Raw genomic sequence first — 20,256 nt, forward strand, 5'->3', positions numbered from 1 at the left:
TCTTTGGAAGTCTGCCTGCTAAAAGGCAGACTTTTTAGTGTAAACTTATAGGTAATAATTTCCCCCGGAGGTGGCAGGATGAAGGGGATCGGCACCGATATCATCGAAATAGAAAGAATTGAACTGGCCGTCAGCCGTTCCGGCCAACAGTTTTTGGACCGGGTCTTTACCCCGGCGGAACAGGAGCACTGCAAGGGCAAGGTGCAATGCCTGGCCGGCCGCTTTGCCGCCAAAGAGGCCATTTTGAAGGCGCTGGGTACCGGGCTGCGGGAATTACGCTGGACCAACATTGAGATACTGCCCAATTACCTAGGCAAGCCCGAAGTGAAATTAACGGGAGCGGCCCTGGAACTGGCAGAAAAAATGGATGTTGCCAGGGTGCTGGTGAGCATCTCCCATGACCGGGGCCGGGCGGTGGCCTTTGCGGTGGCCGTAGGGAAGGAAGGTAGAGACAGTGCGCATAGTAACAGCGAGTGAAATGAAAGAAATGGACCGGCGGGCCATGGAGCAGTACGGCATCCCGGGAGTTGTCCTGATGGAAAACGCCGGCCTGCGGGTGGTGGAGGTTATCCAGGATGTCCTGAAAGAGGTTAAGGGAAAAGTCTTTACCATCCTGGTGGGGAAAGGCAACAACGGTGGCGATGGCCTGGTGGTGGCCAGGCATCTCCATAACCGGGGGGCCCAGGTAAAGGTTTTGCTGCTGGCAGACCCGGAGGAGTTCCAGGGAGATGCCCGGGTGAATCTGAACATCTGGCAAAAGATGGGACAGCCCCTCTACCAGGTGAACCAGATCAACGGCATTAATATCGTCAAGGTGGCCCTGCTCAACACCGATCTTATCGTTGATGCCCTTTACGGCACCGGTTTCCACGGCAGCGTCAATGAAAAGGTGGGGCGGGTCATTGACTTGATCAATGCCAGCCGTTTACCGGTGGTGGCGGTGGATATTCCTTCGGGAGTGGAAGCAGACACCGGGCGGGCCTACGGTCCCTGTATCCAGGCGGACCATACCGTTACCTTTGGCCTGCCCAAAATCGGCCTGGTGGTGGAACCCGGCGCCGGCTATGCCGGCAGACTGCATGTGGTGGATATTTCACTGCCCCGGACCCTGACGGACAGCAAGGAAATACCCCGGCAGCTTTTGACCGGGGAAATCATCGCTCCCTGGTTTAAACCCAGACAACCAACTGCACACAAGGCACCTACGGCCGGGTGCTGGTGGTGGCCGGTTCCCAAGGCATGACCGGGGCAGCCCGCATGACAGCCAGGGCAGCCCTCAGGGCCGGAGCCGGGCTGGTCACCCTGGCCCTGCCGCAAAGCTCACAACCGGTGGCAACCGCTGCCATCGATGAAGCCATGACCCGTGGTCTGCCGGAGACCCCGGAGGGGACCCTGGCGGTGGACGCCCTGGAACCCATTCTTGCAGCCAGCCGGTCGGCGGATGTCCTCATCACCGGTCCCGGCATCGGCACCCACCCGGAAACCGTTGAACTGGTGCGGGCGCTGCTGCCAAGGTTGACCATCCCCGTTGTCATCGACGCAGACGCCCTCAATGCCCTGGCCGGCGTCACCGGCCTGCTGGCAAAGCTGACAATACCGGCCGTCATCACCCCGCATCCCGGAGAAATGGGCCGCCTGTTGGACCTTTCGGCGGCCGAAGTACAGGAAGACCGGCTTGACCTGGCCAGGGCGGCGGCCAAAAGGTGGAACCTGGTGACGGTTCTAAAGGGAGCCCGCACGGTAATCACGACGCCGGACGGCAGCCTTTACATCAACCCCACAGGCAACCCGGGCATGGCTACCGCGGGCAGCGGCGATGTACTGGCAGGCCTGATCGCCGGTCTGCTGGCCCAGGGCCTTTCGCCGGAACAAGCCGCAGCCGCTGGCGTCTATCTGCACGGCTCCGCCGGCGACCTGGCCGCCGGCCGTTTGGGTCAGCTCAGCACCCTGGCTGGCGATATTCTGGAGTTTTTACCCGAAGTTATCAAAAACATTGTAGAGGGCAGATCAGACCGGTAGCTTATATCAACCCTACAGTCCTTGGCAAACCTTTTTAGAACCATCTGGGGCTAATAAAGTTATTTAAAGAAAGAGGAACGGTCACCAAGCGGGTATCCATAACGGTTTCCGCACGGCAGTCCTGGGTATTCCGGGGTTCGGCAATCAATCTAGCCACCAACCCCTTTTCAGTGATCAGCCTCCGTTAGATTTACCTGCTTAGGAGAACAAATATGACATGCTCTATATGTACTTCTTTAAATAATAGTAGAAAATGCCGGTCCGGGTCATTATAAACATCCTCTTTTCGGTTAAAGTAGATGACCCGATCATGTTTGATATCTTTTGCTTCTTGGTAAGAAAAAAATATCCTGCCCGGTCGGTGGCAGGAGTTTGAAAAAATATAAGGAGAATATGAAGTTTTGTTGGCCGGAAAAACCATTTTTATTATAATCCCCATGTATTAACGTTATATTGAGAGTACGTAAACTTAAAATTAATTTTCTATTGGCAAGATATATTTCCGGACATGGAAATATATCTTGCCAATTTACCGGTTAAAGAGAAGTTTGTGGAAATAATATTTTCCAGAAATATAAAAACGACAGAAAGGGCCTTGTTTTCCGGGCCTGTTGAAAGAAGATTTGTTTGGCATGAGTTTTGCTTCTTTAGTTTTAGCAATCATTCACCAAGGAGGTTGACTCACTGTGTTAATCGGAGTACCAAAGGAAATAAAAAATAATGAGAATCGTGTTGCTATTACACCCGCAGGGGTACAGGCCATGGGGAACAATGGCCACCAGGTGATTATTGAACACAATGCCGGTGTGGGCAGCGGCATCACCGATGAAGCTTATATGGAAGCCGGCGCCCAAATTGTGGATACCGCCAAAGAGGTATTTGCCAGGGCCGATATGATTATGAAAGTCAAGGAGCCCCTGCCGCCGGAATATGATTTATTCAAAGAAGGACAAGTGCTCTTTACCTACCTGCACCTGGCCCCGGAACCGGAATTAACAAGGGCCCTGCTGAAAAAGAAAGTGGTCGGCGTCGCCTATGAAACCATTCAATTGGAGAACGGGTCCCTGCCCCTGTTAACACCCATGTCTGAAGTGGCCGGCCGCATGGCCATTCAAATAGGTGCCCGTTATCTGGAGAAGACCTATGGCGGTGCAGGTGTGCTGCTGGGCGGCGTACCCGGTGTGCCGGCTGCTGAAGTGGTAATTGTGGGCGGCGGCATTGTCGGTACCAATGCTGCAAGATGGCCATGGGCCTGGGAGCCAATGTTACCATTCTGGATGTTAATGTTGATCGTTTGCGTTACCTGGATGACCTGTTCGGTGGGCGCATCCATACCGTGATGTCCAACAGCTATAATATTGCCGAGGCCGTTAAAAAGGCTGATTTACTGGTAGGGGCGGTGTTGATTCCCGGCGCCAAGGCCCCCCGCCTGGTCACCGAAGAGATGGTAAAAGCCATGAAACCCGGCTCTGTCATCGTAGACGTGGCCATCGACCAGGGCGGCTCTATCGAGACCATTGACCGGGTGACCACCCACAGTGAACCCACTTATGAAAAATACGGCGTAATTCACTATTCTGTGGCCAACATGCCCGGCGCCGTATCCCGCACCTCCACCTTTGCCCTGACCAACGTAACCCTGCCCTATGCCGTGCAGCTGGCCAACAAGGGTTGGTTAAGGGCCGTTAAAGACAACTGTGCCCTGGCTAAAGGGGTCAATGTGGCGGACGGCAAGTGCACTTTCAAGGCTGTTGCTGAAGCCCTGAACCTGGAATATACTCCTCTCTTACAGATTATCGAGTCTTTCTAATCATAAATGACCTTTGCTTGGCTCAGGCCAAGCATTTTTTTGCATTTATGCTACAATAGAGGCAAATTTATGTTTTACTGGCAGGTGTAAGAAAAATGGCTGAACCCGTTTGGGCGGAGATAAATCTGGGGGCCATCCGGCATAACATAAAAGAAGTGAGGCGACTGGTGGGACCCCACAGGGAAATTATGGCTGTGGTCAAGGCCAACGGTTACGGCCACGGTGCTGTTCAGGTGGCCCGGGCCGCCCTGGAAGCGGGAGCTGCGCGACTGGCAGTGGCCCGTTTGTCGGAAGCGCTGGAACTTCGCAGGGCCGGCATTGAGGTGCCTGTTTTAATTTTTGGGTATGTCCCCCGGGATCAACTGGCATGTGCCCTGGAAAACCAAATCATTTTAACCGTTTACAGATTGGATATGGCCGAACAAACGGCCAGGGCAGCTGAAAAAAAGGGCATAAGGGCAACCGTCCATCTGAAGGTGGATACCGGCATGGGGAGACTGGGTTTTCCGGCTGAGGAAGAGGGGGCGGCGCAGATAAAAGAAGTCTGCCTGCTACCGGGCCTTCAGGTTGAAGGAATTTATACCCATTTTGCGGCGGCGGATGAAACGGACAAGAGTTATACCCGGTGGCAGTTGGACCGGTTTTTGTCCCTGTTAAACAACCTGGAACACCAGGGGCTTTCATTTCCCCTGCGGCATTGTGCCAACAGCGCGGCCATCATTGATTTTCCCGAATCCTACCTGGACCTGGTTCGTCCCGGCATTATGATGTACGGCTTATATCCCTCGAAGGAAGTGGATAAATCCAGGGCGGCTTTATACCCCGCCATGACTTTAAAGGCCAGGATTGCCCACGTAAAAAGGGTAAAGCCCGGGACCAAGATCAGCTACGGCTGTACGTACACGGTACCGGAGCAAACGGTGATCGCTTCCCTGCCCCTTGGCTATGCCGACGGCTACCCCCGCCTGCTTTCTTCCCGGGGCCAGGTGCTCGTCCGGGGGCAGAGGGCGCCGGTGGTGGGCAGGGTATGCATGGACCAGTGTATGGTGGACGTGGGTCATATTCCAGGCGTTCAGGTGAACGACCCGGTAATAATCTTCGGACAGGATAAGAATAATAAATTACCGGTAGAAGAAGTGGCTGCCTGGTTGGGTACCATTAACTATGAAGTTGTCTGCTGGGTGGGAAGCAGGGTCCCACGGGTTTATACAGAGTAGCCGGGAGATGGATTATGCAGAGACGGATTGTGATCGCCAGCGGAGACAAAAATGAACTGGAGCAGTTGAGGCAAATGCTACCCCGCCTTAGCTACCGGGTGGTGGGAGAAGCCGGCAGCGGCATGAATGCTCTCAAGGCTGTTCGTACCACCTCGCCGGAAGTGGTGCTGTTGGACGACCGTCTACCTGTGTTGGACGGCATGCAGGTGGCCAAAATCTTAACGGAAGAAAACCTGGCCCCGGCCGTGCTGATGGTTTCCCAGGCAACAAGGCCCTGGTGGAGCGCGCCAGAGAGGTGGCCTCCGCCTTCCTGATGCGCCCCTACCTGGAGGACCAGGTCTACGCGGCGGTGGAGGCGGCGGCGGCGTCCTACAAAAGATACACCCAGCTGCAGCAGCAGTTGAATGAACTGCAGGAGACCCTGAAATCCCGGAAAATTGTGGAGCGGGCCAAGGGACTTCTCATGAAGAGAAAGGTTTTACCGAGGAGCAGGCTTTCAAGGCCATCCAGCAAACGGCCATGAAAAAAAGGACCACCATGAAGTCGGTGGCGGAGGCGATTATTACTGCCTACGAAATAGAGATGTGACCAAGTATACAGAATTCCTTGCCTCCGGGCGTTGTCAAAAGACGGCGGAGGGAATATAATAGCAGTAGCAGCAGGGGAACAAAGGCGTACCCCGAGCGTAAAGCCAACGAAGGCTCAATGACCGGATCAAGGTTGTTGAGCCTTTATTTATTGCCATCCCTGCGCAGCTTTAAAGTTTTGCATGTAGGAGGGGTGGTCAATGAAAAAGATTGAAGCCATTATCCGTCCCAGTAAACTGGAACAGGTAAAGCAAGCCCTGGATGAGTACGGCATTAAGGGCATGACCGTCACCCAGGTGATGGGATGCGGCAAGCAAAAGGGAAGGGTCAATGTTTACAGGGGTCAGGAGTATACCATCAACCTGTTGCCCAAAATTAAGGTAGAGATCATTCTGCGGGACAACCGGGTTGATGAGGTGGTGGAACTGATCATCGAGACCGCCCGTACAGGGGAAGTGGGAGACGGCAAGATCTTTATTTACCCGGTGGAAAATGCCATCCGAATCCGCACCGGGGAGTCCGGCGACGAGGCCCTTTAATCAGTTACAACAGGATATAAATTTTGGGGCAAAGGTGCCTTCAGGAATAAGGTTGGTCCGCCTTATTCTATGACGGTGCCTTTTGTTCTTTATAAGACGAGGAGGTCAGGAAAACAATGGAGTTGGATGTTCAAACATTGGCTGCGGGTATTGATACGGTTTGGGTTTTGCTTTGCGCAGCACTGGTCTTTTTTATGGAAGCCGGTTTTGCCTTTTTGGAAGCCGGATTTATCCGGGCTAAAAACTCTCTTAATATTGTCATGAAAGTATTTATGGACTGCACGGTAGGAATACTGAGTTACTGGGCCATTGGTTTTGCTGTCATGTATGGTTTGGATAAGGCAGGGCTGTTTGGCACCAGCGGCTTTTTTATACAAGGTGATTTCAGTCACCTGGGTTTACGAATTCCCGTCTATGCTTTTTGGTTGTTCCAGGCGGCCTTTGCGGTGGCGGTGGCTTCCATCGTTTCCGGGGCGGTGGCCGAAAGAATGAAATTTGCACCCTACATTATCTACTCCATCGTCACCTGCGCCATCATCTATCCCGTAGCCGGTCACTGGATCTGGTCCGCCGACGGCTGGCTGGCCCAACTGGGCATGAAGGATTTTGCCGGTTCCGCCGCCGTTCACGCCGTGGGTGGTTGGAGCGCCCTGGCGGCGGTGCTTGTCCTGGGACCCCGCACCGGGAAATACAACCCGGACGGTTCCGTGAATGTTCTGCCGGCCCATAATATGCACCTGGCGGCTCTGGGAGCCTTTATTCTCTGGGTAGGCTGGTTCGGCTTCAACCCCGGCAGTGCCTTAACCGGATTGGACAGCAATATCGCCCGCATTGCGGTAACCACCAACCTGGCGGCAGCAGCCGGGGGCACCATGGGAACGCTCTATACCATGTTTAAATACGGCAAGCCCGACCCCAGTATGACCATTAACGGTGTTCTGGCAGGCCTGGTGGCGGTCACTGCGGGAACCGCCTTTGTCAGCCCGGCCGGCGCCGTGGTGATAGGAGCGGTGGCCGGTGTCCTGGTGGTCCTAGCGGTACCTTTCTTTGATAAATTAAAGGCCGATGACCCGGTGGGTGCCATTGCGGTACACGGTGTTTGTGGTTCCTTTGGGGCCCTGGCTGTGGGCATCTTTGCCGAAGACGGCGGGTTGCTTTACGGCGGCGGTTTCCACCTGCTGGAGGTTCAGGCATTGGGCCTGCTGGCGGTGTCTGCCTGGGCCTTTGGCGTCAGTTATCTAACCTTTTATTTAATTAAAAAGACAGTGGGTGTCAGAGTCTCCGCCGATGAAGAATTGGAGGGGCTGGACCTTGTGGAACATGGTATTCCGGCCTACAGTGGAAATGCCCTCAATCAGGGGCTGGACGGATTACCGGCACCGGATTTCGGTGTCTGCCCCGCTGTCGGGGAAATAAAACAAAAATTGGCAACTTGATCGATGAAACAATTAAATACTAACACGAGGTTGTGTTATTAGCGAAGGCGCTTGATTCAAGGGTAGGTGGTTGAAATCCCCCTTGGATGGGGCGTCTTCACTTTTAACAGGAGGTCTTTCTGAACCAGGGTACCCACAGGGAGGCTTCAAATAAAAATACTTTAAACAGGAGGGTTTACCATGAGGAGCAGGTTGAAAACATTCCTTATTTCATTATTGGCCTTATTATTACTGCCCGGTATCGCCTGGGCCGGAGACGCCCCTGCCATTGATACCGGTGACACAACCTTTATCATTATCTGCACAGCGATGGTGATGATTATGACCCCTGGCCTGGCCTTGTTTTATGGCGGTATGGTCAGGAAGAAGAATGTTCTCAGTACCATTATGCTAAGTTTTATCGTGATCTGTGTGGTGAGTATCATTTGGTCTTTATACGGTTATACCCTGGCCTTTGGGCCGGATGTTAACAGTATTATCGGCGGTCTGGATTACCTGGGACTCAAAGGAGTCGGGCAGGAGCCCAGCAGCGGCACCATCCCTCACTTTATCTTTATGGCCTTCCAGCTCATGTTTGCACTGATTACCGTTGCCATTATTTCCGGTTCCATTGCTGAAAGAATGCGCTTTCCGGCTTTCCTGGCCTTTATCGTTCTGTGGGCCACCATCGTTTATTCTCCCTGTGCCACTGGGTTTGGGGCGGCGGCTGGTTAATGCAGATGGGCGCCCTGGACTTTGCCGGCGGCACCGTCGTACACATCAGCTCCGGGGTGGCGGGATTGGTAGCCGCCTGGTGATCGGCAAGAGGAAAGGCTATGGCAGTGAACCCATGGTTCCTCACAACCTCCCTATGACTGTTCTTGGCGCTGCTTTGCTCTGGTTCGGCTGGTTTGGCTTTAATGCCGGCAGTGCCCTGGCCGCCAACGGGCTGGCTGCCAGCGCCTTTGCGGTAACCCACATTGCCGCTGCGGCCGGGGGTCTCTCCTGGGTGCTGGCGGAATGGGCCCACCATGGCAAACCCACCGTACTGGGTTGTGTCTCCGGTGCAGTGGCCGGTCTGGTGGCCATTACCCCGGCCGCCGGTTTTGTGGCCCCCATGCCCGCCATCATGATCGGTCTGGTGGTTGGCCCCCTGTGCTACTTTGCCGTGGCAGTCATAAAAGCCAAACTGGGTTATGACGATTCTTTGGATGCCTTTGGTATTCACGGTGTAGGCGGCACCTGGGGCGCTATCGCCACCGGCCTGTTCGCCAGCAAGGCTGTCAACGAGGCAGGCGCCGACGGGTTGTTCTACGGGAACGCCGCCCAGCTTACCACACAGTTGATTGGTGTGGGTGCCACCATCCTTTTTGCCGGCCTGGCCACCTTTATCATTCTGAAAGCCATCAGCCTCTTTACCAGCCTGCGAGTGAGCGCGGATGACGAAGTGATCGGTCTTGATGTCAGCGTGCACGGTGAAAACGCCTATGCCTATGCGGACACCTTTGGCGGTTCTTTGACCAGAGAAGGTAAGGTTTCCTCAGGTGCTGCCAGTACAGCGGTCAAAACAGTCTAAGATTTGTAAAACCAGTATCTACTTAAGGAGGGAAACCCTATGACCAAGATAGAAGCCATTATCCGTCCCGGCAAACTGGAAGAAGTCAAAGATGCCTCAATAAACTGGGCGTTCACGGGATGACCGTTTCCCAGGTCATTGGCTGCGGGCACCAGAAGGGACGCACCGAGGTGTACCGGGGAGCGGAGTACAGCATAAACCTGCTGCCTAAAGTGAAGGTAGAGGTTATTGTCAAGGATCAATGGGTTGATGCATGCGTTAATGCAATCAGTGACGCGGCCCGCAGCGGAGAAATCGGAGACGGTAAAATATTTGTTTATCCGGTCAGCAACGTTATTCGCATCAGGACCGGCGAACAGGGTGATGACGCCGTTTAATCATTTAAACTCCATACACTCCTCCATATTCTAATTTAAGCCCCGGCCAAGCCGGGGTATCTTTTTGACCACCGGCGTATATTATTTTATAAGTTTCCGGCAGTGCAAAAATTTTACAGCACCCTGTTACATATCTTTGGGTAAACCGTCATTACTGGTAAACGATTCTTGAGGGAGTGAGTTCCTTTGGGCAAAAAATGTGGGTGCCCTGGTGGCGGGCTGCCTGGCCACCGGCTTGGTCTTTAACCAGGCGGCTTATGCAGATGTTGTAAAAACCTCTGTCATGCCGAAACCCCCGGCGGAAATTGACGGCGAGCTCGTTCAATTCCACAAATGGTAGAAATCCCCCTACGATCAAACAGTTGTCCGCATGTTAAAAGTACAAAAATAGTAAGGTTTTGAATACCTGTCCCTGGGGCAGGTATTTTTTCATTTACGCGGGAGAAGTTCCCCGTGCCGGACAATTTCTGATCCCCGGGTTCATAAAATATAGAAATTGGAAAACAGGAAGGGGAACATCCATGCCGCAGGTTTCCATTGTGATTCCCTGTAAAAATGAAGGGGACCTTATTAAACAAACCATCGAGTCCATCCTGGATACGCCCAGCCAGATCCCGTATGATATTACAGTGGTGAACGACGGCTCCACGGACGGCTGCTGCGCCTTTCTCCAGAGCAGGCGAAAAACCTACCCCCGGGTCAAACTCATTAACACCACGGGGATTGGGGCAGCCAACGCCAGAAATCTGGGAGCCCGGCGGTCCTCGGGAGAGGTGCTGGTTTTTTGCGATGCCCACATTACGGTGGAGGAAGATTGGCTGGATCTTTTGGCCGAAGACCTTGGGGAAGAAGGAATCGGTGCGGTATCGCCGGGCATCGCCAATATGAACCAGGTTTATGCCATCGGCTACGGCTTGACCTGGAATGAAGCCATGGAAGCCAGGTGGCTGCCCGGCCCCGGCGGTATCGTGGAAGTCCCCTTTGCTCCTGGTGGCTGTGTGGCTGTGAGGCGGGAGGTCTTTTATGACGTGGGGGGATTTGAGCGGGGTTTTCGGATTTACGGGTATGAAGATACGGAGTTTTCTCTCAAACTCTGGCTGTTTGGTTACCGGGTGCTGGTGGACCCCGGGGTTGTCATCAAACACTATTTTCGCAGCCGGCATCCCTATCCCATCACCATGGAGGAGTATGCCTACAACGCCATGCGTCTGGCTTTTAGCCATTTCAATCCCCGGCGGCTGGGAAATGTCATGAATATGTTCTCCGATCTGAAAAACTTTGGCCAGTTGGTATCCGAAATCCTTTTTGAAAGTGATGTTTTGGAACAGCGGCGGCAGTACTTCCAGCGGCGAAAGTACGATGACGACTGGTTTATGGAGAAATTTCAAATTCCCCTTTAACAAGGTTGACAACCCTTAAACCAGCGGGATAAGATAAGTCTAGATACCAGATATTGGTGTAATCCAGGACAGCACCACCCGTAGTTTTGGAAAGGAAGTTGTTAGATGTGAGATTTTTTAGTATCAGTGATTTGCACCTTTCCTTAACCAAACCGGTAGACCCGAACAACTGGGACCAGGTGGAACTTCATAAACCAATGGATATTTTTAATCCCGAGTGGCACAGGCACTACCAGAAAATTTATGAAAACTGGCGTGCCCTGGTGCAACCGGACGATATCGTTTTGCTGCCCGGAGACATTTCCTGGGCCACCAGACTGGAGGAAGCCCGGCATGATGTAGATTTTTTAGGACTGCTGCCGGGCACCATTTATGCCGTGCCGGGCAATCACGACTACTGGTGGCAGGGAGTTTCCAAAACCCGTGCCTTTGTTCCGGAAAATGTAAAACTCATTCAGAACGACCATGCTCTGGTAGGCGATACCGCCATCTGCGGCACCAGGGGGTGGACCTGCCCCAACAGCCACCAGTTCACCGAGCAGGACGAAAAAATCTATAAAAGAGAACTGATTCGTTTGGAAAACTCCCTGCGCAGTGTTAAGGGCAATCCCGGCGAAATCATGGTGATGATACATTTTATGCCCACCAATGAGGTTCATGAACGCTCTGGTTTTATTGATCTTCTTTGTGAATATGAAGTGAGCCGGGTGGTTTACGGCCACCTGCACGACCGGGCCAGGAATTACCGGCTGCCGGATGAAGCCTGGGGTATTAAGTTTCATCTGGTCAGCGCCGATTATCTTAATTTTTCCCCGGTGTTAATTGCAGAAAAATAGTTTTTTCCACAACCCTTCAAATTTTAGTTGAAAAAATTTCCCGAATTGGTATATATTTTTGTCACAGATTTTCTTTTGAAGGTATCTCTTGGGGGAGGGAAGGAAATGAAACTAAAGCTCACAACCCGGATTGTGCTGGGGTACTGCGTTATCCTTTCTCTGGCAGGTCTTTTGGCAGGAGTTATGATTTACAAAGTAAATCAGATTACGACAGAGATTGACGGCTTACAAAAGCACAACGTACGCACCATGGAAGGAATTGCTATCTCCTACTACGTTGAGGAGCAATCTTCTCTGATCAGGGAGTATTTACTGACAGGCGCCCAGGATGATAAGCAAAAAGTGGAACAGAAAATAAAAGAGGCCCTGGAGCGTGAAGAAGCATTAATCAAAATCACCCGGCAAAAAGTCAACCTGGACAGAATTACCAGGGTACGGGACTTAAATAAGCAAATGGAACAGGTTTTCCATTCTGGAATTGTTCCCCTGGTGGAGCAGGGCAAAATAGAAGAGGCACGACAAATTAAAGCAGAGCAGTTTAACCCGCTGGCCAAACAATTAAGGGAAGCCATTGATGCCTATGTAGAGTATAAAAAGCAGGAAAGCAAGACTGCAGAAAATAACTCACTGCAGGCCAGTATAGAGACAAAAGAAATCGCCATGGGTTTTGGTGTGGTTGCGGTGCTGCTCGGTGTTATGTTCAGCATCCTTTCCTCCCGGGCGGTGACCAGGCCTATTAACCGCCTGGTTCAGGAGACTACGGTGGCGGCCGGCGGCGATCTTACACAAAGGGTGGAAGTGAAGGGGAATGACGAACTGGCCCACCTGGCCATGGCCTTTAACAAGATGGTGGAAAACCTGCACGATATGGCCAGGCAGGTGGTGGAAAAGAGTAACAACCTGGTCGCCCACAGCCAGGAACTGTCGGCGGCCAGCCAGCAGGTGAGCGCCTCGGTGGAGGAAATTACCAGCACAACCACTGAACTGGCCAGCGCCGCCAGCCAGGAGGCATCAGGGGCCGCCAACGCCGTTGTGGTTTCCCGGGAAGTTGAAAAGGCCGCGGAGCAGGGCAACCTGGCGGTGGAACAGGCAGTGGAAAAAATGAATTCCATTGTGACAAGGGTGGACAAGAGCTCCGAACAGGTGGTCCGGTTGGGAGAAAGGTCCCAGGATATTGGTAAGATCACTGATGTGATCACCGGCATAGCGGATCAGACCAATTTGCTGGCCTTAAATGCAGCCATTGAGGCCGCCAGAGCCGGCGAACAGGGCCGGGGCTTTGCCGTGGTGGCGGAAGAAGTGCGGAAGCTGGCGGAACAGTCCTCCCAGGCAGCTAAAGAGATCAGCACCATTATTAAACAAATCCAGCAGGAGACCGTACAGGCGGTGAAGGATATGAACCTGGGCGTGCAGGAGGTGCACCAGGGAACTCAGGTGGTTCATTCCGCCGGCCAGTCCTTAAAGGAAATCGTAGAGCAAGTTCAGCGCACGGTTACCATCATCAGTGAAATTGCTGAGGGGGCAGAACAAAACAGTCTTAGTGCCCAAAGCCTGGCCGCCGCAACCCAGCAGGCCAGCGCCACGGTTCAGCAGATTGCCGGCGCTTCCCAGGATCTGGCCAGGATGGGCGATGAACTCCAGCATCTTGTAGCCAAGTTTAAAGTATAAAACGGTTGAAGGTTGTACATTTTGTGCAACCTTTACTCTCTATTTGGTACGTTTTTGTTGTCATATACCGTAATACTAAGGTAAAATTTAGGTGCGACCCGATGGAAGAAGAAGCTTCCCTGGGAGGAGGGAATGACGGTGCCCAAAAACGCTCTCATAAACATCCCCGAGTTGAAAAAATTTACACAGATGATCATGGAATCTTCCGATGATCTAATTACCGTAATCGACCACCGGGGCATCATTATTGCCATGAATCCTGCCGTAGGCAGACTTCTGAGTGTAAACCCCAAACAGCTGATGGGTCAATCCCTGGTAAAGGTAGTCTATGAAGGCAAAAAATTTGACTATCAAGGAAATTACATAAGCCCCATCATTGAAACCCTGGAAACAGGCAGGGAGTTTAAAGACAGGGAAACCGGTATTAAATCCCCGCTGCTGAAGAGCTTTTTTGTCTGCCGCACCACAACGGGAATTTTACGGGATGCCCGGGGAAGAACCGCCGGGGTATACGCCTTGGATAAAGATTTAACCCTGTACCGGAGTCTGGAGCGGAATAATCAAAATTTGAAGGAAATGATTAATGCCCAGCAACTGCAAACAGTACGGGCCTTTTCCGAAGCCATCGGTGCCCGGGATGACTACACAAGGGGCCATTCGGAAAGGGTGGCGGAGTATGCCAGATGATCACCGCGGCAATGGGAATGCAGGAACTTAATCAAGTGGTGTATGTTGCGGCCCTTGTCCATGATGTTGGTAAAATCGGCATTCCGGAACATATTTTAAACAAACCCGGCCGGTTAACCGAAGATGAGTTCAACAAAATCAGAGAACACAGCGTTATGGGAGCCAATATTCTGAAACAGATAGATACCTTTTCCGATCTGGTGGCCATTGTTCGGGCCCATCATGAACGTTATGACGGACGGGGATACCCGGACGGGCTGGCGGGTGAGGACATACCCCTGATCAGCCGCATCATTACCGTGGCGGATTCCTTTGAGGCCATGACCTCAGACCGCAGTTACCGCAAGCGGTTTACCATAGAGTACGCGCTGGAAGAGCTGCAGCGCTGTGCCGGCACCCAGTTTGACCCGACGATCGTCAATCATTTTATTCAATTCGTTTCGGGTACAACTTTGGAAAGGAACGTTGGCAATCTCCTGGCTCCGGACCAACCCGCAGTTTAGCTCCCGCTAAAGCAAGTTTTAAAAATCTTCATTCAGGGGATTTTAAGGACAAATCACCCTTTCATTATACGTGCTAATGAATGCATATCAGGAGGATTTACGTTGGCAAAGAACATTTTACCGAAAGTGCAGGAAATTATTGAGTTAAGAAAAATCTCCCTGGAAGAACTGGCCCAAAGGACCATGCTGGAAGTTTCGGATATTGAAGGCCTAAAACAGTTTAACCCCAAAAAAGCTTCCCACCTTGCCATTGTCCAGGCCATTGCCCTGGCAACCGGCATTAACGTCTATTACTTCCTGGGGGACGACGTGGTGGGTCCTAAACGGATTCTTTCCCGGTTAAATGTGTTTGACCAGCAAAAGCTGATGAGCGGCGGACTGGCCCCATTTCTGCGTATCAGCAAAGAACAGGCTGCCAGGGGGATCACCGACGAAGAACTGGATGCTTTAATCCAGGTTATGCTGGAACAAGAAAAACTCCAGGAACTGAAATAAAGGAAAAATCCCTTACCTGTCTACGGTAAGGGATTTTTATGGACTGACGCTAAAAGATATTAAAGTCATCCCTGTCTTTGATATGGTCAATGAATTGACGGGCGGTTCGACCGGAACGTTCATTGTTCCAGAGCGTCCAGGGCCAATCTTTCCAATGTGCCGGGGTCGATTTTAATTCCCTCCTGTGCCGCCAGTTCCCGTACAATGTTTAAGAAGGCCTCCTTGTCCGGCGCCAGGAAAGTGATTTTCAAGCCAAAGCGGTCCGCCAGGGACAGTTTTTCCTGCATGGTGTCCCCGGGGTGAACTTCACCGTCTCCGGCTATCCGGGTGGTCCGTTCTCCAAAATACTCTTTGAAGAGATTTCTTTGATTGGAGGTTACATAAATACAAACATGGGGAGGTGATTTGGTAGGTTCCAGGTAGGCAATGGCCCGCAGGGCATTGTCATACAGCATCTCCTCGTCTCCTCAAAGTGGGGCACCAGCCACTTCTTATCAACGGAGTATCGGGCAAAGCCAAAGCCGATGTGATCATAGATGCCGCCCGGTGCATGGCATCCAGCGTTTCTTCTACCATAATATCCTGTCGAGGAGGTGAGATTGCCTAATATTAAGTGCTCCGTATCTGAAATTTGAATGCCATAATAATCTTCACCCTTTAAGGCGCCCTTTAATATAACTTCTGTGGTTTCAGGAAATTTGCAGGACATTCTTAACTTTGCCAACCAGAACCCTGTTTGTCATGTTGCAACAACTGAAGGAGATCAACCAAGGGTCAGAGGCTTCTTGATGTGGTTTGCAGACAAAACCCTATTAGGTATTTTCTGTACGCTGACTGCATATAAATTTAGATAGTTGTTTCAAAAGGGGTGAAAGTTTGAATAAAGAATTAATTAATGAAATCCTGGACAGTATCGGCCTGGAAAGTATACACCTGGAAAATGACCAAAGACCGGCCACGGAATCGCTGATGCTAACGTTGTCCCCATGATTAAAACCCGAGGGATGCTAAAAAGCCTGCCCTCGGGTTTGCTTTTATCCGAAAATTATTTGCCCATGGAAAGAGCCTTGGGTAATTTTTTAGAGGTCCTTGGACTGATCAAGCAGCATGCTCCCCCTTTGGCGGCATCTCTGATGGTTTGGGCCGTAGCCTTAAGGGTGGTGCACAGATGGGGGATATCTCTATGTTTAATTTGGAGTGGTGCATGGTGTACCGGGTGTTGGCAGGGCAGTTCTGGCATTTTTCGTGCTGTCGCTTCATAAACTCCAATTGCCGGGAAGTGGGTCGGATATAACCCTTTTCACAGTGCTCAAAGAAGTCTTTAATCCCCAGCGGATCATCTTCCACGGGGCAATTGCATACAATTTCCACCGATGCCGGCTCGGTATTGATATGGGAAGTGACCAACTCACAGACAGTCAGGCCAAGGGTGCCCTTTGCCTTTAACGGGCAGGTGTAGTTTTTGCAGGATGAATAATCCTTTTCACCACAGGACTTGCGAATAGTAACAACCTCTTTGAAATTATTAACCTGTATCATGATAACCTCCATTGTGGATAGTAATTGCGTTTTATCAGTTTGGCGACATCGTGACAAAAACACATTTCAATTATAAAGAATTTAGGATGACATCATTCGACATCTAACAGTGAAATCCTCTTTATAATTATAATTTTTTTTGAACTTTTTTAAATAGTTACAAAACATAAATATATATTTATAAGAATTTTTAGATATTACAAACAAAATAGAATTATTCAAACAAATGATCGGTAGGGTATAAAATGGCGGTGGTAACCCTGGGGGTCGTCATGCTGTTGTTCATACCCGGACTTACCAACCTCTCCTGGAAAAAGGTTCAGTCCAACACCATCTGGGGCACCTGGCTGCTGCTTTGCGGCTCCCTTTCCCTGGTGAGTGCCTTTGAAAAGACCGGAGTGGATAAATGGATGAAACCACAAAAAAGGCTTTTTGCCGCTCCGCCCGGGATTGCTGGGACTGCATGGCTTGCATCAAGGCCTGTCCTGCCGGTGCCCTGGAAACAAGAATTCCCTACCAGTTAGGGTACTATCCGGCCAGACTGATCCCTAAAATGGGAGATAAAGTGATCGAATGGACCTGCATTGATATAAATGGTAAAGTGGAAAAGTTTATTGTAAAAACCCATAATAAGTAGAAAGATTTTTATAACAACCTCTGTATAAATGTGGAGGTTGTTATTTTTCCTAAATTTACCTTATATAAGTTGACATATATTGGTTAGTGCTGTAATAATAATTATTAAATCGGAAAAATTCTTATTAAGGAGGTAAAAACAGCGGTCTTGAAAAGAATTATATTTACTTTTGCAGCCCTTTTTCTGTTGTCGGGGCTGCTGGTGGGTTGCGGCAGCACCACAGAGGAAAAGGGGCCCGGTCAGCAGGACCAACTCAAGGTATACACCAGCATTTATCCCCTGTACGACTTTGCCAAACGAATCGGCGGGGACAAGATCATCGTTACGAACATTATTCCCCCCGGTGCCGAACCCCACGATTGGGAACCCACCCCGCAGGACGTGGCGCAGATGAGCAACGCCGATGTTTTAATCCTCAGCGGGACGGGTGTTGAACCCTGGGCGGACAAGGTGTTAAGCGTAATAGATCAAACCAAAGTGACGGTTGTTTATGGTGGCCAAAATATCGAGTTAATCGAGGGTGTCAAACACGAGCACAATGAGCATCAGGACGGCAAGGAAGAGCATGACCATGAACAGGATGCTCATAAGGAAGGTTCTCACCAGGAGGAACCCGGCAAGCAAGAAGAGCATGGCCACGATCATGGTGGCAAGGATCCCCATGTTTGGTTGGACCCCTTAAATGCCAAAGTGATGGTGGATAATATTCTGACCGGTTTAAGTAAAGCCGATGAGAAAAATAAATCCTTCTATGAGGCCAATGCCGAGTCTTACAAGAAAGAACTGGATAAGCTCCATGAGGAATATCAATCCGGGCTTGCCCAGACAAAGATTAAAGAATTTGTAACCTCCCACGCCGCCTTTGGTTATTTGGCCAAGCGATATGGCCTTACCGAAATCCCTGTCCGGGGGCTTTCTGCCGAAAGTGAACCCAGCCCCGCAGATATGGCGGCAGTGGTGAAACTGGCCCGGGAGAAAAACATCAAGCATATTTTTTCGAGACTCTGGTGAGTCCCAAGGTTTCCGAGGCCATTGCCAGCGAACTGAAGGCAGAAACACTGGTATTAAACCCCCTTGAAGGACTGTCCGACCAGGAAATGGCCGGAGGTCAGGATTACCTTTCGGTCATGCGTCAAAATCTCCAGAACCTGAAAATCGCACTGGGGGCCAACTAAATGAATAAGCAAACGGTACTAGAGATCAGCCGGCTCAGTTTTACCTATGGCTGCCATACCGTATTGGATGATATTAATTTGAATATTGACTCCGGTGAGGTTGTCTGCATTACCGGCCCCAATGGGGCCGGTAAGACCACCCTGCTGAAATTGCTGCTGGGCCAGTTAAAACCCGCATCAGGCACCATCAAACTGTTCGGGGTGGACTCAGCCAGGTTTGAGGAAAGATACCGCATCGGGTATCTTTCCCAGAGGCTACCCATTTCAACACACAGTTTCCCGCCACAGCCAGGGAAGTGGTTGTTTCCGGCAGGACGCCCAAGGTAGGGTTGTTCAAGCCCCTGTTGAAAGAAGACTTTATAAAGGCCGACCAGGCACTTGAGATGGTGGGGATGACGGAGTTTGCCAATGAGCCGGTGGGCAATCTTTCCGGCGGGCAGCAGCAGAGGGTTTTACTGGCCAGGACCCTGGTATGCGAACCGGATCTCTTGATTCTTGATGAGCCCGGTACCGGAGTGGACAGGGGCGCCCTGGATGCAGTCTATCAATTATTAAAGACTCTAAACCGGCAGCAGGGAACCACCATGCTCATTGTTACCCACGAGTTGGAGGGAATCGCCTCGATCATGACGCGGCAGGTTTGTTTGGATAAGCGCATTTGCACCTGTGCATGTCATCAGTATACCAGCCCTGAGGCGCAAATGAAGCACTGCGGCAGAAGAATGATGGTCCAATTATCAGAATCCCAGCCAAAGGAGCCGTGCTATGGAAATCTTTCATTATGAATTTATGCAGAGGGCCATCCTGGCCGGTCTCCTGGTGGGTCTGATCTGCCCGGCGGTGGGGCTGTTTATCGCCCTTCGCAGGATGTCAATGATTGCCGACGCCCTGGCTCACGTGTGCCTGTCGGGAGTGGCGGCCGGCTGATGACCGGTGTGCATCCCGTATTGACTGCTTCTCTTTTTGCTGCCGGCGGGGGGTTGGTCATCGAAAGGCTGCGCAAGACCTTCCGCTGTTATTCTGAAATCTCCATCGCCATTCTCCTTTCCTCAGGGGTCGCCATCGGGGCCATTTTGTTGGACCTGGGTAAGGGGTACAGCGCCAATTTCATGAGTTATCTGTTTGGCAGTATTGTAGCCATCAACCTGAAGGATTTAAAAATTATCCTGCTACAGGGAACGGCCATTCTCACTTTAGTTTGGCTGTTAAAAAAGGAACTGTTTTACATTTCCTTTGATGAAGAGAACGCCAGAGTCAGCGGTATTCCGGTGGAGGCCATCAGTGTTTGCTTCACTGTTTTGACAGCTTTGACCATTGCCATGTCAATCCGGGTGGTTGGTATTTTACTGGTTTCCTCACTGATGGTATTGCCGGTGGCCACCGCCATGCGTATCGCCGGCAGTTTCCGCGGGGCCCTGTTGCTGGCTGTTTTGTTTGCAGAATCTGCCATCATGGTCGGTCTTTTTGCATCCTTTTATATAAACTTGGCTCCGGGTGGGGCCATTGTCATGACTTCGGTGTTCCTGCTGCTTGCCACACTGGCCTATCAAAAGGTGGTAAGTCAACCGGCGGTAACAAAGGAAAAAGTTTTCCTGGGGGAAACCCGGTAACCGGGGAGGCAAACCAGCGGTGTCAGGAATAGGGGCGATAAGCCCTATTTAACTCATGTTTTGTTTGTGCCTGATATTTTGTCATCGTTAAGGAGCTTGGTATGTTCAGGCCAAAGACAACCTATGACCGGGGAAATTGGTCCGCAGCCGGCCCAGAACCCCTTTA

21 protein-coding genes and 5 pseudogenes are annotated in these 20,256 nt (G+C 51.3%); 24 read left to right on the plus strand and 2 right to left on the minus strand.

The genetic code is table 11. The annotated features are described in order from the left end of the window. Nucleotides 1–78 precede the first annotated feature (78 nt). The 17 genes and pseudogenes from acpS to P378_RS13720 all read left to right on the plus strand — a co-directional run bounded on the left by acpS (nt 79) and on the right by P378_RS13720 (nt 15,129). Nucleotides 79–477: a holo-ACP synthase gene (gene acpS / locus P378_RS13650; RefSeq protein ID WP_099083637.1), complete on the plus strand. Its 399-nt coding sequence runs from the start codon at nt 79–81 to the stop codon at nt 475–477. Continuing rightward, a pseudogene (locus tag P378_RS13655) lies at nt 455–2,019 on the plus strand (NAD(P)H-hydrate dehydratase). Before acpS ends, P378_RS13655 begins: the two are co-directional and overlap by 23 nt. A gap of 686 nt (nt 2,020–2,705) precedes the next feature. Continuing rightward, a pseudogene (gene ald, locus P378_RS13665) lies at nt 2,706–3,829 on the plus strand (alanine dehydrogenase). Between the two features lie 95 nt (nt 3,830–3,924). After that, on the plus strand, nt 3,925–5,046 hold the full coding sequence (gene alr, locus P378_RS13670) for an alanine racemase (protein ID WP_099083639.1): 1,122 nt from the start codon (nt 3,925–3,927) through the stop codon (nt 5,044–5,046). 14 nt (nt 5,047–5,060) lie between these two features. Next, nucleotides 5,061–5,360, plus strand: coding sequence for an ANTAR domain-containing response regulator (locus P378_RS21970; RefSeq protein WP_238473232.1), 300 nt, complete (start codon nt 5,061–5,063; stop codon nt 5,358–5,360). 112 nt (nt 5,361–5,472) lie between these two features. After that, nucleotides 5,473–5,634 carry an ANTAR domain-containing protein gene (locus P378_RS24275; protein ID WP_420796006.1) on the plus strand — a complete coding sequence of 54 codons (162 nt, stop codon included), beginning with the start codon at nt 5,473–5,475 and terminating at the stop codon, nt 5,632–5,634. A 199-nt stretch (nt 5,635–5,833) separates the two neighbouring features. Then, complete coding sequence (locus tag P378_RS13680) at nt 5,834–6,172, plus strand: P-II family nitrogen regulator (protein ID WP_099083640.1); 339 nt, start codon at nt 5,834–5,836, stop codon at nt 6,170–6,172. Nucleotides 6,173–6,288: 116 nt separating this feature from the next. After that, nucleotides 6,289–7,608 carry an ammonium transporter gene (locus P378_RS13685; protein ID WP_099083641.1) on the plus strand — a complete coding sequence of 440 codons (1,320 nt, stop codon included), beginning with the start codon at nt 6,289–6,291 and terminating at the stop codon, nt 7,606–7,608. Nucleotides 7,609–7,788: 180 nt separating this feature from the next. Next, nucleotides 7,789–9,163, plus strand: a pseudogene (locus tag P378_RS13690) (ammonium transporter). Between the two features lie 39 nt (nt 9,164–9,202). Then, nucleotides 9,203–9,540, plus strand: a pseudogene (locus P378_RS13695) (P-II family nitrogen regulator). A gap of 211 nt (nt 9,541–9,751) precedes the next feature. Then, on the plus strand, nt 9,752–9,880 hold the full coding sequence (locus P378_RS23100; protein ID WP_274378727.1) for a hypothetical protein: 129 nt from the start codon (nt 9,752–9,754) through the stop codon (nt 9,878–9,880). Between the two features lie 181 nt (nt 9,881–10,061). Next, entirely contained in the window at nt 10,062–10,940 is an 879-nt protein-coding gene (locus tag P378_RS13700; protein ID WP_099083642.1) for a glycosyltransferase family 2 protein, read from the plus strand. Nucleotides 10,941–11,047: 107 nt separating this feature from the next. Then, entirely contained in the window at nt 11,048–11,776 is a 729-nt protein-coding gene (locus P378_RS13705) for a metallophosphoesterase (RefSeq protein ID WP_099083643.1), read from the plus strand. Between the two features lie 105 nt (nt 11,777–11,881). Beyond that, on the plus strand, nt 11,882–13,444 hold the full coding sequence (locus tag P378_RS13710; RefSeq protein ID WP_099083644.1) for a methyl-accepting chemotaxis protein: 1,563 nt from the start codon (nt 11,882–11,884) through the stop codon (nt 13,442–13,444). Between the two features lie 138 nt (nt 13,445–13,582). After that, on the plus strand, nt 13,583–14,131 hold the full coding sequence (locus tag P378_RS21980) for a PAS domain-containing protein (RefSeq protein WP_238473234.1): 549 nt from the start codon (nt 13,583–13,585) through the stop codon (nt 14,129–14,131). Further along, nucleotides 14,128–14,634, plus strand: coding sequence for an HD-GYP domain-containing protein (locus P378_RS21985; protein WP_238473235.1), 507 nt, complete (start codon nt 14,128–14,130; stop codon nt 14,632–14,634). The genes P378_RS21980 and P378_RS21985 overlap by 4 nt, the downstream gene beginning before the upstream one ends. Nucleotides 14,635–14,736: 102 nt before the next feature. Beyond that, nucleotides 14,737–15,129 (plus strand): transcriptional regulator, encoded by a 393-nt coding sequence (locus P378_RS13720; RefSeq protein ID WP_099083645.1) that lies wholly within the window; start codon nt 14,737–14,739, stop codon nt 15,127–15,129. A 119-nt stretch (nt 15,130–15,248) separates the two neighbouring features. Here the strand turns inward: P378_RS13720 and P378_RS13725 are convergent, their stop codons facing one another. Together P378_RS13725 and P378_RS13730 are read right to left on the minus strand one after the other, a co-directional pair. Continuing rightward, on the minus strand, nt 15,249–15,584 hold the full coding sequence (locus P378_RS13725) for a DUF815 domain-containing protein (protein WP_476588330.1): 336 nt from the start codon (nt 15,582–15,584) through the stop codon (nt 15,249–15,251). Nucleotides 15,585–16,227: 643 nt separating this feature from the next. Beyond that, nucleotides 16,228–16,668: a hypothetical protein gene (locus P378_RS13730; RefSeq protein WP_238473236.1), complete on the minus strand. Its 441-nt coding sequence runs from the start codon at nt 16,666–16,668 to the stop codon at nt 16,228–16,230. 245 nt (nt 16,669–16,913) lie between these two features. Here P378_RS13730 and P378_RS21990 point away from each other — a divergent pair, with 245 nt between their 5' ends. The 7 genes and pseudogenes from P378_RS21990 to P378_RS13755 all read left to right on the plus strand — a co-directional run bounded on the left by P378_RS21990 (nt 16,914) and on the right by P378_RS13755 (nt 20,090). After that, nucleotides 16,914–17,192: a hypothetical protein gene (locus P378_RS21990; protein WP_238473245.1), complete on the plus strand. Its 279-nt coding sequence runs from the start codon at nt 16,914–16,916 to the stop codon at nt 17,190–17,192. After that, nucleotides 17,132–17,305, plus strand: a complete 174-nt coding sequence (locus P378_RS13740; RefSeq protein WP_238473243.1) for a hypothetical protein — start codon at nt 17,132–17,134, stop codon at nt 17,303–17,305. The genes P378_RS21990 and P378_RS13740 overlap by 61 nt, the downstream gene beginning before the upstream one ends. A 201-nt stretch (nt 17,306–17,506) precedes the next feature. After that, a pseudogene (locus tag P378_RS13745) lies at nt 17,507–18,480 on the plus strand (metal ABC transporter substrate-binding protein). Then, nucleotides 18,481–18,807, plus strand: coding sequence for an ATP-binding cassette domain-containing protein (locus tag P378_RS23105; protein ID WP_207654053.1), 327 nt, complete (start codon nt 18,481–18,483; stop codon nt 18,805–18,807). Then, nucleotides 18,777–19,265, plus strand: a complete 489-nt coding sequence (locus P378_RS23110) for a metal ABC transporter ATP-binding protein (RefSeq protein WP_207654054.1) — start codon at nt 18,777–18,779, stop codon at nt 19,263–19,265. Before P378_RS23105 ends, P378_RS23110 begins: the two co-directional genes overlap by 31 nt. Continuing rightward, nucleotides 19,246–19,407, plus strand: coding sequence for a metal ABC transporter permease (locus P378_RS23115; protein ID WP_274378728.1), 162 nt, complete (start codon nt 19,246–19,248; stop codon nt 19,405–19,407). Before P378_RS23110 ends, P378_RS23115 begins: the two co-directional genes overlap by 20 nt. Beyond that, complete coding sequence (locus P378_RS13755) at nt 19,407–20,090, plus strand: metal ABC transporter permease (protein ID WP_274378729.1); 684 nt, start codon at nt 19,407–19,409, stop codon at nt 20,088–20,090. Before P378_RS23115 ends, P378_RS13755 begins: the two co-directional genes overlap by 1 nt. Nucleotides 20,091–20,256: the final 166 nt, after the last annotated feature.

Source organism: Desulforamulus profundi, assembly GCF_002607855.1.